General features: G+C 51.0%; 11 protein-coding genes, 1 tRNA gene and 1 pseudogene. 8 read left to right on the forward strand and 5 right to left on the reverse strand.

Translation table 11 applies throughout. The features are described 5' to 3' along the window. Positions 1 to 7 precede the first annotated feature (7 nt). Positions 8 to 1,098, forward strand: a pseudogene (locus A4S02_RS15020) (IS701 family transposase); the annotation flags it as partial. A gap of 138 nt (positions 1,099 to 1,236) precedes the next feature. Here A4S02_RS15020 and A4S02_RS07110 read toward each other — a convergent pair. Beyond that, positions 1,237 to 1,452, reverse strand: coding sequence for a transposase (locus A4S02_RS07110; protein WP_044582885.1), 216 nt, complete (start codon positions 1,450 to 1,452; stop codon positions 1,237 to 1,239). Positions 1,453 to 1,548: 96 nt separating this feature from the next. Next, complete coding sequence (locus A4S02_RS07115) at positions 1,549 to 1,833, reverse strand: hypothetical protein (RefSeq protein ID WP_070323349.1); 285 nt, start codon at positions 1,831 to 1,833, stop codon at positions 1,549 to 1,551. 1,401 nt (positions 1,834 to 3,234) lie between these two features. Here A4S02_RS07115 and A4S02_RS15025 point away from each other — a divergent pair. Further along, positions 3,235 to 3,432, forward strand: coding sequence for a hypothetical protein (locus tag A4S02_RS15025; protein ID WP_019088271.1), 198 nt, complete (start codon positions 3,235 to 3,237; stop codon positions 3,430 to 3,432). 533 nt (positions 3,433 to 3,965) lie between these two features. Here A4S02_RS15025 and A4S02_RS07130 read toward each other — a convergent pair. Beyond that, positions 3,966 to 4,055 (reverse strand) — tRNA-Ser (locus A4S02_RS07130). A gap of 159 nt (positions 4,056 to 4,214) precedes the next feature. Between A4S02_RS07130 and efp the strand changes: the two genes are divergently transcribed. The 3 genes from efp to A4S02_RS07145 all read left to right on the forward strand — a co-directional run bounded on the left by efp (position 4,215) and on the right by A4S02_RS07145 (position 8,747). Next, positions 4,215 to 4,781, forward strand: coding sequence for an elongation factor P (efp, locus tag A4S02_RS07135; protein ID WP_070323351.1), 567 nt, complete (start codon positions 4,215 to 4,217; stop codon positions 4,779 to 4,781). A gap of 45 nt (positions 4,782 to 4,826) precedes the next feature. Further along, entirely contained in the window at positions 4,827 to 5,657 is an 831-nt protein-coding gene (locus A4S02_RS07140) for an inositol monophosphatase family protein (protein WP_026019249.1), read from the forward strand. Positions 5,658 to 5,789: 132 nt separating this feature from the next. After that, positions 5,790 to 8,747, forward strand: coding sequence for an ATP-dependent DNA helicase (locus A4S02_RS07145; protein ID WP_070323352.1), 2,958 nt, complete (start codon positions 5,790 to 5,792; stop codon positions 8,745 to 8,747). Between the two features lie 18 nt (positions 8,748 to 8,765). Here A4S02_RS07145 and A4S02_RS07150 read toward each other — a convergent pair whose 3' ends face one another. Next, a complete protein-coding gene (locus A4S02_RS07150) occupies positions 8,766 to 8,969 on the reverse strand; it encodes a cold-shock protein (RefSeq protein ID WP_003625755.1) in 204 nt (67 codons plus the stop codon). Positions 8,970 to 9,112: 143 nt separating this feature from the next. Further along, positions 9,113 to 9,781 (reverse strand): dienelactone hydrolase family protein, encoded by a 669-nt coding sequence (locus tag A4S02_RS07155; RefSeq protein WP_019088268.1) that lies wholly within the window; start codon positions 9,779 to 9,781, stop codon positions 9,113 to 9,115. 211 nt (positions 9,782 to 9,992) lie between these two features. On the opposite strand from A4S02_RS07155, the gene groES reads away from it, so the two are divergent. The 3 genes from groES (at position 9,993) to A4S02_RS07170 (ending at position 14,383) form a co-directional block, all read left to right on the forward strand. Then, positions 9,993 to 10,286: a co-chaperone GroES gene (gene groES / locus A4S02_RS07160; protein ID WP_026019247.1), complete on the forward strand. Its 294-nt coding sequence runs from the start codon at positions 9,993 to 9,995 to the stop codon at positions 10,284 to 10,286. A gap of 54 nt (positions 10,287 to 10,340) precedes the next feature. Beyond that, complete coding sequence (groL, locus tag A4S02_RS07165) at positions 10,341 to 11,972, forward strand: chaperonin GroEL (protein WP_070323353.1); 1,632 nt, start codon at positions 10,341 to 10,343, stop codon at positions 11,970 to 11,972. 194 nt (positions 11,973 to 12,166) lie between these two features. Further along, the gene (locus tag A4S02_RS07170; protein WP_070323354.1) at positions 12,167 to 14,383 is read left to right on the forward strand and encodes a hypothetical protein; all 2,217 of its coding nucleotides are present in this window, start codon (positions 12,167 to 12,169) and stop codon (positions 14,381 to 14,383) included. Positions 14,384 to 14,420 lie beyond the last annotated feature (37 nt).

The raw sequence follows: 14,420 nt of genomic DNA on the forward strand, positions 1-14,420 counted from the left end.
GGCAACCATGCTTCAGGATTTCATGAACGGCGACGCCTCCGTTGAAGAGACGCTGGAATTACGGGCATCTGGGCTTCGGGCGGTCAAGGAGCGGATTATTCCGCTGTTTACGTAGAAGCGTGTTGCGGCTTCTGCATGTGCCTTCTTTGATGTCCTGATTGGCAATGAACCGTGCAAAACGGAATGGTGCGTGCGGAAGCGACTGGCAATCCCGGTCCGTAATGGCAACAGGCACTTCTTGGTCGTGGACAATGGGATGCCGATGCCCTTAGTGATGTCGTCAGGGATCATGTGATTGAGCATCTGGGCACTGAAGTGGCGTGCTGGTCATCGACGAGACCAGTTTTCTGAAGAAACGTCACACATCCTATGGTGTAGGGGCGGCAGTATACCGGGTCTCCGGGCAAGATCACGAACTGGCAGATCGGGGTATTTGGCGCGTATGTATCGGAACGAGGCCATACTTTTATTGACCGTACCCTGTATCTTCCAAAATACTGGCCATCAAAACCTAAGCGCATGAAACGGGCTCAGATTCCTGCTGATGTGATGTTTGCGACCAAACCGGCGCTGCCCTCGAAGATGACCGAGCGAAGTATTGATGCTGGTGTGCCATTCCGCTGGGTTGCTGCGAATAGCATTTATGGAGTGAGCGATGAGGAGCACACGCTTTGCCACGCAGGAATTAGCTATGTTCTGGCGATCAAGGGCAACCACTGGTTCGGATCATGGCAACAGAACCACTAATTGCCGGAGAGGCGAAGGATATTACTGCAAAACAGCCAGATCAGGCATGGCATCGTCTGTCAGCGGGAAGCGGCACAAAAGGCAAGCGCCTCTGTGACTGGGCATATCTTCCGATGGCCGACCTGAATGCTGAAGAATTTGACTGTTCCAGCCCGAAACCGTGGACACGTGGTCTGCTAATCCGCCGGAACTTCGCCAATAAGGATAGTACATAATACTTTACGACATGGTTTCCAAAAGGAACGACCATGCACAAACTGGTGAACGTCGAAGGCACACGTTGGAGAATTGAAGAGGGATTTTGAGACGACCAAAAACAAATTCGGTCTTGATCATAACGAAACCCGTTCCTGACATGGCTAGCAGCCAAGCAGAATAATGACCGAGACGAAACGCACGACCGCGAGGAAGGTTGATTCCAGTTTATCGCAACATGTTGCATGTAGTGAAAAAACCGTTGATTTTATTGGATAATATATCAACAAGGTTTCATTCCCTGTAATGGGTAAAGCCGGTTTCCCTTGATGCTGCCCTGTTACTTTTTGGCGGTATGACCGGGGTAATTCCGCGCTCTGTCAGGCAGTCGAACAATCTATCTGCATCATATGCCTTATCGGCCAAAAAGATATCTGGATCGATGCCGTCCAGCATCGGTTCCGACCAATGGATGTCCGCATCCTGTCCCGATGTGATATAGAACTCCACCGACTTCCCTAATGCGTTGCAGGTGGCCTAATCCGGTTCTCCTTTTTTAGCGCGCCCATGCTGTGCTAGTGAGCCCGGACAATCGCTCTGTCAACATCATGTATTCCCTGTCATGATCCGCGCCAGATGGCGTAATATCCTTTCGATCACGCCACTTTCGCACCAGCGGCGAAGACGTTGATGCACGTTTTTACCAGTCCTCGAAACGGGCCAGAAGACCACGCCAGTCTTGCTCCACGGTATCGGATGATTATCCCAAACGTGTCGTTTCTGGAAGACCGGATCGCGATACTTGGCGTGATATTCCGTTGAGAGGCTTCCGCCTCTCCCCATCCCGATGAACTTGAAAGCACCAGCACGAACCGCTGCGAAAATTGCCACCTATCATTCCTTCCTGCCATGCAAGAAGTAACATATTACCGATTACCCCTCCCTCTTCCGACTGCCCACCAGAAATCCAGCACAACATGATTTCCATTGAGTGCGCCGATGCACTACGCCGAGACTATGACGATCTGAGTCGATAGACACAGGAATCCAGTCGCTATTCCGACCCACCAGCAGAGATGGTGACCTCTCCGTCCCTGTCCTCAATCAATCACTGGCAGATTACCCGGGTTCGAACATCGGCCTAGTTCCGGTCGGATGGGTTCAGTCTCATCTAGTCCTCGGCCCATTCGACTGCCTGTTCATTTCCACGCCGCTGGAACGCATCGACCTGACCGGAAAATGGACATGGTCAAAAAACTACCTGTCCTGTTGCTCCGACCGGCTGATCCACTGAAAGAAGCCGAACGATAGGCCGGGACACTCAACAGTTCCCCGTGAAGCTACGTTCACCTCGGCTATCAGGTTAACTTTACCCACTCCATAACTTGAAAGATGATGTTTTACCCTAAAAAAATTCGGCAAATGCGTAACCAAATTTTCGGAAGAGGCGTTACCAAACGTCGGAATCAACCCGTTACCAAATTTCGGAAGGTGCGCAACTATTTTTCGGAAGTTATGGGGGGGGGGGGGGGGGGGGGGGGGGGGGCACACTCAACCGAGGTTCGAAACAAAGATTTTTTCAAACCGAATTTGAAACGATTTCTACGCGATTTTTAGGTTCCTGATTTCTGCTTAAATGCAATTTAAGGCAGAATCCTAATGTATCGTACGGTACGATATTGTACGCCTTATACAAGCTCGTTTAAATACTGACCTGTATCCTTGACCGGATGCCGATTGAGGTAATCCGTTCTGACTGATTGGCGAACCAGATCCCGGCGTTGGAACATACCGTGACAATGTCTTCGTATGTGTCCCATACAATGCCTCTGGGCCTGTTCTGTCGCAGATAGTTCCAGACGTTTTCTATGGTGTTGAACTGCAGGCTATAGGGAGAGATCGTGAGCAGACGGATGTTACCAGGGACGGTCAGCATCGTGCTGGACTGGTACCAGCTGCCCCATCACGAATGAGGACGGCCACAACTTCTGGCTCGACTTGGGCGCTGATTTTCTGGAGATGAAGACTCATCATCCGCGTGTTCACTCCAGACGGCACCCCTGCTCAGGCAGATGGTCTCAAAAAGCCACGTAGACTAACAACGATTGTTCTGCATCATTTCCGGACGCGAGCCGACAGGCGCCCAAAGGCGGGCGTGAGTTCCCTGCCCCCGGCCTTGCCCTGATACCGCATCTCTATTGTCCTGCCGGCGGTGTTGATTTTCACCGAGAGAACTGATGGCGTAGACAACTCGCAGTGTCCTAAAAGGATACTAAAAAGTTGACTGTCCAGATGAAGGAAACCATGATGTATCGCTTAGTCCGCATCGGCATGGATACCTCGAAAAAAGTGTTCCATATCCACGGCATAGATGCCGAAAAGCGGGGTGTGCTGAGCCGGAGACTGAGCCGACATCAGATGATCGGTTTTTTCGAGAAACGTCTACCGACAATGATTAGCATTGAAGCCTGTGGTGCCTCCCATCACTAGGCCAGAACCCTTGGCGCACTCCGCCATGAGATGCGGGTGATGACGCCACAGCTTGTCAGATAGACTTGTAACGATTTTGTGCCGGTCGTCTGAGCGTTTTAAGCTCGTATCAGGAGACCGACGAGACCATGAAACATACGGAAGAATTTCGCAGTATCAGTCGACTGATCTGACAGCGCCTAAAGCACAGACGAACCTCGCTCGGAAGAATGAGCGCCTTCGTCTGGAAAACCGTGTCCTGTGGGAGGAAAGAGAAATATTAAAAACGATCTCGGGAGTATGCTCGCCAGTGCGGCATAGAAACAGGTCGTGCTATTGATCCAGAACAGGAGGGCATGTTCCAAAGCCTGAAGCAGGTTCGCCACTCAGTCAGAACGGATCACCTCAATCAGCACTCGGTCGTAGGTACAGGTCAGTATTTAAACTAAGCTAGTATAAGCACCTAGCGTTATTTTTATAAAGAGATGTAAGAGGAGCAAGAAATTTACCATACCTGAAAAAATGTCTATTTTCTGCGCTTTTTCAGAATAATTTGGCGGATGGGGTGGGATTCGAACCCACGGTACGGTTCCCCGCACGCTGGTTTTCAAGACCAGTTCCTTAAACCACTCGGACACCCATCCTCATGTCATCCATCTGAGGACCTGCCGCCTTATAAACAGGATATGGCCACCCTGTCCAGCGGGAGAAAACACGATATATCAAGTGCAGCAAACTTGCTCTTCGGGCGTCAGGCTTGTACAAGCCCCATCCTTAATGGACATTCCTTTCAGGGACGAATTATGAAACAGCAGGCAAACCTGATCCGCGCCGGTCAGGTGATTGAGCATGATGGCCGCCGCTGGACGGTGCTGAAACAGCAGATCATCACCCCCGGCAAGGGCGGAGCATTTATTCAGGTTGAAATGCGCGACCTGAAAACCGGCAACAAAACCAACGAACGCTGGCGTACCGCTGATAGCGTTGAACGCTTGATGACGGAAGACAAGGAATACCTGTATTCCTACACCGATGGCGAACTGCTGGTTCTGATGGACCCCGAAACCTATGATCAGCTGACCGTTCCTGTGGATCTGCTGGGTGATCAGGCCCCGTTCATTCAGGATAACATGACCATCAACCTGCATCTGATTGAAGGTGACCCGGTGGGTATTGATCTGCCGCCGCAGGTTACGCTGGAAGTTGTGGAAGCTGATCCGGTTGTAAAAGGCCAGACAGCATCTTCCTCCTACAAACCTGCAAAACTTTCCAATGGTGTAAAAACCATGGTGCCGCCCTTTATTGAATCGGGTGAACGTATTGTGGTTCGGACGGAAGACGGTTCCTACGTCGAACGCGCCAAAGACTGATCCCTTCCGTTTTTCTCTCCAGAGCAGGACAAAACTACAGTGGCCATGCGTCTCTCCCCCGTCATGATGGTGATGCAAACAGCAGCCCAGAAGGCGGCCAAGCGTCTCCTGCGCGATTTTAACGAAGTCGAGCAGCTTCAAGTCAGCATCAAAGGGCCGGGAGACTTTGTTTCCCAAGCTGATCTGCGTGCAGAACAGACCCTGCGGGAAGAGCTGGAACGCGCCCGCCCCGGCTATGCCTTCTTTATGGAAGAATCCGGCAAATCCGGCAGCGATAACTGGACATGGCGTTGGGTGGTAGACCCGCTGGATGGCACCACCAACTTCCTACACGGTATTCCGCACTGGGCTATTTCCATTGGCTTGCAGCGCCGCCTGCCTGATGGGCGTATCGAGTTGGCCGCAGGGCTGGTTTACAACCCGGCAGCGGGTGAAATGTTCTGGGCAGAAAAAGGCACCGGCGCCTATCTGAACGAACGGCGTATCCGTGTATCCGCACGACGTGACATGCAGGAATCCCTGTTTGCCACGGGCATTCCGTTCGCCAAGGTGCCTGCACGTATGCGCCTGCCGTTTGCGCGTGTGCTGGGTGCCCTTATGCCGCGTGTAGCCGGTGTGCGCCGCTTTGGTGCTGCAGCGCTTGATCTGGCATGGGTAGCTGCCGGGCGTTACGAAGGGTATTGGGAATTCGGCATCAAACCGTGGGATTGTGCCGCCGGTGCGCTTATCGTGCGCGAAGCTGGTGGGCAGGCGACAGACGCCGCAGGCGTTGATCTGGATGATCTGCCTGACGATGTCATGATTGTTGCTGGCAACGGCAACCTGCACAGCAAACTTCTGGAAGTGGTGGCAGATAGCCTTAAAGACGGCAACTAACTTTTCTGCCCCAGATTACCATCTAAAAAGCCTGCCTCATTAAAGTGAGGCAGGCTTTTTTGTTCTTCATATGTTGCTTTTTGATTTCTAGCTCTGGCATTCCGCGCCGGAATAGATCATCTAGTATTTATCATGCAGACATCCTTCCCCTCCGCTTACGATGCCCCAGCACTGGTTGCATATAAGGGAGCCTATTCCCTTCTTACGGAAGATGGAGAGGTTCTCCATTTGTCTGCGCAGGATGTTAGGCAAAACCTGCAAAACATGCCTTGTCCGCTTGTTATTCATGCCCCCGCATTGGCGCGACGGTTAGATTTACCACCTCCAGGGCAACCAGCACCGTGGCTGGATTTATTAGAGCTATTTGCCTTTGTGCACCCTGCCACACCTGTGGCCCCTACCCCACGCGGTTTGGCACTGGCCTTGGGTATGCAAGATGAAGATATAGGCGCTGCAGAGGCTGATCTGCTGCCACGTCTTCTTTCTCTTCTCCTTACCAATCTGGCTCGTCAGAACAGCGGCACAACAGCAGAACATCTTGCTGCCCTGACTGTAAGGCTTGGCCAGGCTGGATGGATCTGGAGCGGTACAGTTGCCGAAACCTTAGGACTGCATCAAAAACTAACTCCGCAAGGCAAATTACCCGAAACAATGCTGCAACCAGGGGATGCCCTGCGTATCTGGCGTTTTTTGCCAAAATGGGAGGAAACACCCCTTCCCCCTCCGCCAACATCTTACCCCATTTCCCCCGTCGAGGCACGCGAGCAGCTTACCAAAATGTTGGGTGAAGATGCCGAAATCCGCGCCGGACAAGCCGACTTCGCATCAGTTGCCACGGGAGCCTTTGAACCACGCAATGTACGTGGAGACCCCGCCATTGTATTGGCGGAAGCAGGCACCGGTACCGGCAAAACCCTTGGCTATATTGCCCCCGCCAGCCTTTGGGCGGAACGGAATAAAGGGGCCGTTTGGGTCAGCACCTATACGCGCCACCTGCAACGGCAAATTGAGCAGGAAACCCGTAGGCTCTATCCAGATCAAACCACGCATCGACAGCGCGTTGTGTTGCGCAAAGGGCGGGAAAACTATCTGTGCCTGCTGAACATGGAAGAAGCCGTTAACACTGCGGCCTCTCGCCCTGCCGGTATTACCATAGCCCTTATCATGCTAGCCCGCTGGGGCTTAGCCACCGCAGATGGAGACCTGTTTGGGGGAGACTTGCCCGGCTGGTTTGGGGATCTGTTCGGCCAAGGGAATCTGATAGGCGTGGCAGACCGGCGCGGCGAGTGCATTCACGGGGCATGTGCCCATTATCAGCATTGTTTTGTTGAACATTCCATCCGCCGTGCGCGTGAAGCTGATCTGGTTATTGCCAACCATGCTCTTGTCATGGCGCAGGCGGCCTATGCTCAAGCGGGCATGAGCGATGATGCAGATGAAACGGATGATCCCTCTGCCCCATCCCGCTATATATTTGACGAAGGCCACCATCTGGCCGATGCCGCAGATAGCGCCTTTTCTGCCGAACTTTCCGGGCTGGAAGCCGCCGAGTTACGGCGTTGGCTACTTGGCGCGGAAGGACGGCGCTCGCGCGCACGCGGCTTAAAGCGACGCTTGGATGATCTGGTTGTTGGCCACCTAAAACTGGAAACACCCCTAGAAGCTGCTCTTATGGCGGCAACAGCCCTTCCGGCCCCCGGTTGGTCTTCACGATTAGGGCAAGAACAAGCGGATGAACCACCGCCCCCAGAACCTCCTGAAGATATCTGGCTATTTCCGCTTGAACCAGAAGCCCCTCAACCGGTTTTGGAAAATCCTACAGAAGTTTTTCTACGGCTCCTGCGGCAGCAGGCTCTTGCCAGAACGCAGGAAGGTGGAAAACAGCACGTTTATGCTGCCCTTGAATGTGATCTGCACCCTTTGGTTCCAGATCTGGCAGAAGCCGGGCACCTTCTGGCCCGCGCATTAACACGCCTTGTTGAACCTTTACGCACCTTGGTGGAACGCCTGCACGCGCGCTTGGAAGAAGACGCCGAAACGCTGGATTCCACAACACGCGGGCGTATAGAAGCCATGACACGCGCCTTGCGCCGTAGAGCCATCTCTCGGCTGGATGCGTGGATTGCTATGCTAAGCGCACTAGACACACCACCTGAGCCCGATACCACACCTTCCCACGTGCACTTCATCCGGGTTGAGCGGCGCGAAAAACAGCGCATGGGAGAACAGGATGTGGGCCTTTACCGCCATTGGCTAGACCCCACCATTCCGTTTGCTGGCATCATGGCTATACCCGCACAAGGTATGTTGATTACATCTGCCACCTTGCGTGACCAGCAAACAAACGAACCAGATAGCGATAACGCAGAACAGGCGTGGGAGGCGGCCGAGGCACGCACCGGGGCTAATCACTTCCCCTCTCCACCTCTGCGCGCCAGCTTGGCCAGCCCGTTTGATTATGCCCGCCAGACGCGCGCCTATATTGTAACTGACATAGACAACAGCAGCATTGTTGATCTGGCAGCCGCATTTCGCACGCTTTTCTTGGCATCCGGCGGTGGTGGCTTAGGGCTGTTTACGGCCATTTCCCGCTTGCGCGGCGTGTATGATCGTATTACCCCAACACTGGAAGAAAACGGTCTGCCTCTCTACGCTCAACATGTAGATGCGATGGACAACAATACGCTCGTAGATATTTTCCGAACGGAAGAACATGCCTGCCTATTAGGCACAGATGCGATGCGAGACGGTGTGGATGTGCCCGGAAATGCGCTACGGTTGGTTGCCTTTGAGCGTGTGCCGTGGCCCCGGCCAGACATTCTGCACCGTGAACGCCGCATTCATCTTTCTGGAGGTGATCCGAAATCTTTTGATGAACGGATTGCGCGCCTGCGGTTACGTCAGGCCTTTGGTCGGCTTATTCGCCGCCAATCTGATCGGGGGGTTTTTGTCCTGCTAGACAGGCGGACCCCTACCCGCTTGCTCAGTGCTTTTCCCGAAGGCGTGGAAGTACGCCGTCTTGGGTTGGCTGATACAGCGCGGGAACTTGCTGCCTTTTTGGCAGATACAGAAAGGGCCGATCAAAACTGATCGGCCCTGCCTGAAAAATCAATCTACTTTCAGATTGGTTGCAGCCTGCTTGCCGCGTTCTTCAACCAGATCGAAAGAAACTTTCTGTCCGTCATTCAGGCCACGCAAACCCGCTGCCTGCACTGCGGTAATATGCACGAACACATCTTTACCGCCATCATCTGGGGCAATAAAGCCATAACCCTTGGTGGCGTTAAACCATTTTACTGTACCGGTCGGCATGAGCGGGATAGTCCTTGTTCTTCTCAACGTTTTGTCCTGCAGCACACCGTGTGCAGTTCAGGATATACCCCATCCCCCCATGACCAGCCGTAATTGTCAATCATAATTCGATCATCGGCCACAGCAGAAACAGGCTAAAAGCCCTATGGGTTTAGATTACTTTTCAGGAAAGCAACGCTGCGTTCCTGCGCTTCCTGATAAGCTTTGGCATTAAAAGAGCTTCTTTCCGGGCAGCCAAAGCCGTGTCCGGCATCATCGTACACGTAAAGTTCAACTTCCGGGTGTGCCTGCCGAATGGCGGTAATATCAGTATGCGGAATACTTGCATCCTGTTCACCAAAATGCAGTTCTACCGGGCAACGCGGAGTCTCATTCCGACTGGCAGCAATACCAGCCCCATACCAGCCAACAGCCGCGGCAAAATCATCTGTCTTGCACGCAGCTTCCCACGCCAATGTACCGCCCCAGCAATAGCCGATAATACCTACCTTACGAGGCTTGAACACAGAGGCGGCTGCCTGAATATCCAGTAATGTTTTGGCAAGCGGAATCTGTGCCCGCAATGCCAAGCCCTCTTTCACACCTTCTGCTGAATAATCTAGCTCTACTCCACGTTGCACACGGTCAAACAAAGCTGGCGCAATGACGTGGAATCCAGCCTTGGCAAAGTTTTCGCAAACCTGCCGGATATGGTGGTTCACACCAAAAATTTCCTGAAGCACCACAAGTGTGTAAGGATGATGGCTGCCTTCGGTTTCCCATGCAGAAAACTCATGTCCATCCGCAGCCTGAAGTGTAGTGATATGACCCATGTGAGCACCTCCTATCTGTTGTCAGGTTACAGCAAATAGAAACTTTATCCACATTCCTTGACTCTGCCTTTGGGCAGACCTATCTCCTTTTCTGGCACTCCCGAGGTGGGAGTGCTAACGTAACGCGGCGTTATGTTACGCGCGACAAAGTGGATGGAGCTGCTTTCTGTTAAGGGCGCCATCCCAAAAAATGAATGTGGAGCGATCCATAATGACGAAGTTTCGTCCCTTACACGACCGGGTAGTTGTCCGTCGCCTTGAAGGCGAACAGAAGACCGCTGGCGGAATCATTATTCCTGATACAGCTCAGGAAAAGCCTATGGAAGGCGAAGTGGTTGCAGTTGGTCCGGGTGCCCGGAATGAACAGGGCCAGATTGTGGCGCTTGATGTTAAGGCCGGTGACCGTGTCCTGTTCGGCAAATGGTCCGGCACAGAAGTGAAGATCGATGGCGAAGAGCTGCTGATCATGAAGGAAAGCGACATCATGGGCGTAGTAACCGCCTGATTTTGCGCTGATCCGCATTTTTAATTTCAGAACGATCTTCACAGGAGAAATTCAATGGCTGCCAAAGACGTAAAGTTTGGTGCAGACGCACGCCAGCGTATGCTGCGCGGTGTGGATATTCTGGCTGACGCTGTAAAAGTAACGCTGGGTCCCAAAGGCCGTAACGTGGTGCTGGACAAGAGCTTCGGTGCTCCCCGTATCACCAAGGACGGTGTTTCCGTTGCCAAGGAAATCGAACTGGCTGACAAGTTCGAAAACATGGGCGCTCAGATGCTGCGTGAAGTAGCATCCAAAACCAATGACATTGCTGGTGACGGCACCACAACGGCTACGGTTCTGGCTCAGGCTATCGTGCGTGAAGGCCACAAGGCTGTTGCCGCTGGCATGAACCCGATGGATCTGAAGCGCGGGATCGACAAGGCCGTTAGCGTTGTTATCGAAGAGCTGAAGAAGAACGCCAAGAAAGTGACCACCCCGGCGGAAACCGCTCAGGTTGGTACGATTTCTGCAAACGGTGAATCTGAAATCGGTCAGATGATCTCCGAAGCCATGCAGAAAGTTGGCTCCGAAGGCGTGATCACGATTGAAGAAGCCAAGCACTTCCAGACAGAACTGGATGTTGTTGAAGGCATGCAGTTTGACCGCGGCTACATCTCTCCGTACTTCGTAACGAACCCGGAAAAGATGACAGCGGATCTGGAAAACCCTTACATCCTGATCCATGAAAAGAAGCTGTCCTCCCTGCAGCCCATGCTGCCGCTGCTGGAATCCGTTGTTCAGTCCGGCCGTCCGCTGCTGATTATTGCAGAAGACGTTGACGGTGAAGCTCTGGCAACTCTGGTTGTCAACAAGCTGCGCGGTGGCCTGAAAATTGCTGCTGTTAAGGCTCCGGGCTTTGGTGATCGCCGCAAGGCTATGCTGGAAGACATTGCTATCCTTACGGGTGGTCAGGTCATCAGCGAAGATCTGGGCATTAAGCTGGAAACCGTTACCCTGAACATGCTTGGCACTGCCAAGAAAGTGCACATCGACAAAGAAAACACCACCATTATTGATGGCGCTGGCAAAGCCGATGACATTAAGGGCCGTGTTAAGCAGATTCGTGCGCAGATCGAAGAAACTTCTTCCGACTACGACCGCGAAAAGCTGCAGGAACGTCTGGCCAAACTGGCTGGCGGTGTTGCCGTGATCCGCGTTGGTGGTTCCACCGAAGTGGAAGTGAAAGAACGCAAAGACCGCGTTGACGATGCCCTGCACGCAACCCGCGCTGCTGTGGAAGAAGGTATTGTTCCGGGCGGTGGCACGGCTCTGGCCCGCGCTACGCTGAAGCTGGAAGGCCTGCACTACCACAACGATGACCAGCGCGTTGGTGGAGACATCATCCGCCGCGCTCTGCAGGCTCCTCTGCGCCAGATCGCTCACAACGCTGGTGAAGACGGCGCTGTGATCGCGAACAAGGTGCTGGAAAACAACGACTACAACTTCGGGTTCGACGCTCAGGCTGGCGAATACAAGAACCTGGTTGAAGCCGGCATTATCGACCCGGCCAAGGTTGTCCGCACTGCTCTGCAGGATGCAGCATCTGTTGCTGGTCTGCTGATCACCACGGAAGCCATGGTTGCTGAACGTCCGGAAAAGAAAGCAGTTCCGGCTGGCGGCCCTGGCATGGGCGGCATGGACTTCTAAGTCTTAGATTATAACTAAAAAGTCTTTTAAACTGCCTAACGGGTGGAGGGATTATATCCCTTCACCCGTTTTTATTTGTACACGGCTATAATTAAACCTAATGTTTTGATAAAAAGTATTGGATGCTATAAACCTTCGTAAAGATTTTCACGGGCAACTACTTTTATTACCCCATTCGTCAGGTGCAGGCAAAAATGCTGGAAACAAAAACTTTTCGTGGGTTACCTTTTTCATTATCTCCAGCGCTCACAGAAAAGATTTGGAATTTCCAATCTGAATCCACGCAGATCCAGCAACTTTTCCTAAGCCCTTCAGGACGTATAAAAGAACCCGACGGCTCCAACGCATGGTTGTGGAAGATTGAAAACCATCAGCTCCTTATCCTTGCAAACGATGGAGATCTTGCATGGCAGTCAACTGGCATGGAATATCGGGCTGATGGAAGATTAGTTATTTTTCTCGAAACCCCAAAACATGACCTCTGCGCCATTTTAGAAGAGCAAGCATCTTCATCTAAGCCTCTCCTCACCGAAAAAACTACTAATGCTGTTCTCCCTACACAAAACATGGAATCTACAGAATTAGAGGATTCTGAATTTATATTCCCCAGCAATCTAGAAATTGTTCCTACAAAAGTAAAAAAGGTGCTGATTATAGGATCCAGTATCGGCGCCTTATGCCACGAACAACTCACACAACAATATCTAGATATTCGGTTTGATTTTATACCCTACGACTTTGTAGCTCCGCTGCCTGTATCCTTACCTATTCCACTAGAAGATTATGATTTTGTATACCTCCAGCCCTCTTTGCGCTCCATTTTAGGAGATGATATTATTTGGGGTACGCGTTTTAATGTGCCAAATTTTGCTCAGAATATTCTGACAAATGCTCAAAAGACACTCAAAAACTTTATTCAGCATGTTCTGGATTATGCCGCTTTATTCAATACTCCTTTATTAGTTTCAAACTTCCTAACTCCCCAGATTCCTCCCCGGCCTTTTTCGCGAGATCCCGGCGTTAATATGTCTGTATCCACTATTATTCAAACACTAAATGTTCTACTTGATACAGAATTAGATAAGCATCCTCAAATAAAACTTTTGGATATGGAAGCAGTCGCTTCAATTGTTGGTAAACGTTATATTCAAGATGATACAATATATTTTAATACCCATAACGGAATCATCTTTCAGGATTGGGATGATTTTGGCCCCTTTGAACAAGGCAGCCCTCTCCCATATCTGCAAACCATTTATCCTAATAAACACAATATTATAGGAACACTCCTTTTCCGTCAGATGATATGGGGACTACGCACCCTATGTCAGACTGACTGCGTCAAAACAGTTATTTTCAGTTTAGATAATACGGTGTGGCGCGGAAAACTCTCAAAGAATGATTCTGGCACCCAAACTTTGCCTATGCCAAGGCAAGATGGTTGGCCAATGGGCATATGGGAAGCAATCCAGTATTTGCGGGGGCGCGGCATAAAAGTTTGTCTTTACGCAGACGGGAATGAAGCAGATATACAAGCTCAGTGGGATAAAATCATTGAACCCAAATTTTTGGCTTTAGAAGATTTTGATTACGTTGCTGTTAATTCTGCACCTATAAACAGTATTATACCTGATATCTGTTCAAAATTTTCTGTACAGCCGGCAGAAATTGTTTTGGTTGATGCTTCTGCCATACGTAGAGCAGCCATTACAGAATCTTTTCCTGATATACGCACTATAGGAAAAAATCCTTATCTTACCAGGCGTATCCTGCTTTGGGCAGCAGAAACACAGGCAGATTTTAAACAAGCCGTGCCCCATAAAACAGAAAAATTAGAAATACCGCCAGCCCCTTCTGCTGCAATGCAGGCTCCAGCCGCCAATTTTACATCACAGTCACTAAAGATGTTGCAGTTTATGGAATGCAAGGTTTCTGCGCATCAGATTATTTCATCCGATGATAGGCTTTTAGAAACCCTGCCTTCTTTAATTAAAAATTCCCTGACATCAAAGGCAGAAGATGTAAATATTACTCGGGAAACTATAACCTCTTTTACATCCTTGGACTCAAAAAAAATGCTCTTAATCTTCTCCGTAAAAGACAGATTTGCTGATTACGGCCCTTCTGCGGCCATGTTTATTGATGACCATACAATAAATCGTTTCATTTTATCTGCACGTGTACACGGAATGGTTACTGAAACCTTTATGCTTTCTGAGGCCGCGCAACTTATTCGCAATCAGTTTGGTGAAGGCGATATTACAATCTCCCTTCCCATGACATCCAATATTTCCTTATTCCGAAATATGTACGCGCAAGCAGGTTTTCTACCCAAAGACCATAAAGGTGGTACTGAGGTATTTTATTTACCTGCCGGTCTATTACCCCCTGCAAGCCCGCATGTTTTTTAAAATAAACACTCAATATCAGATAACGTCTGCTGAATCT

The sequence above is a fragment of the Acetobacter ascendens genome (assembly GCF_001766235.1).
GTDB classification, from domain to species: domain Bacteria; phylum Pseudomonadota; class Alphaproteobacteria; order Acetobacterales; family Acetobacteraceae; genus Acetobacter; species Acetobacter ascendens.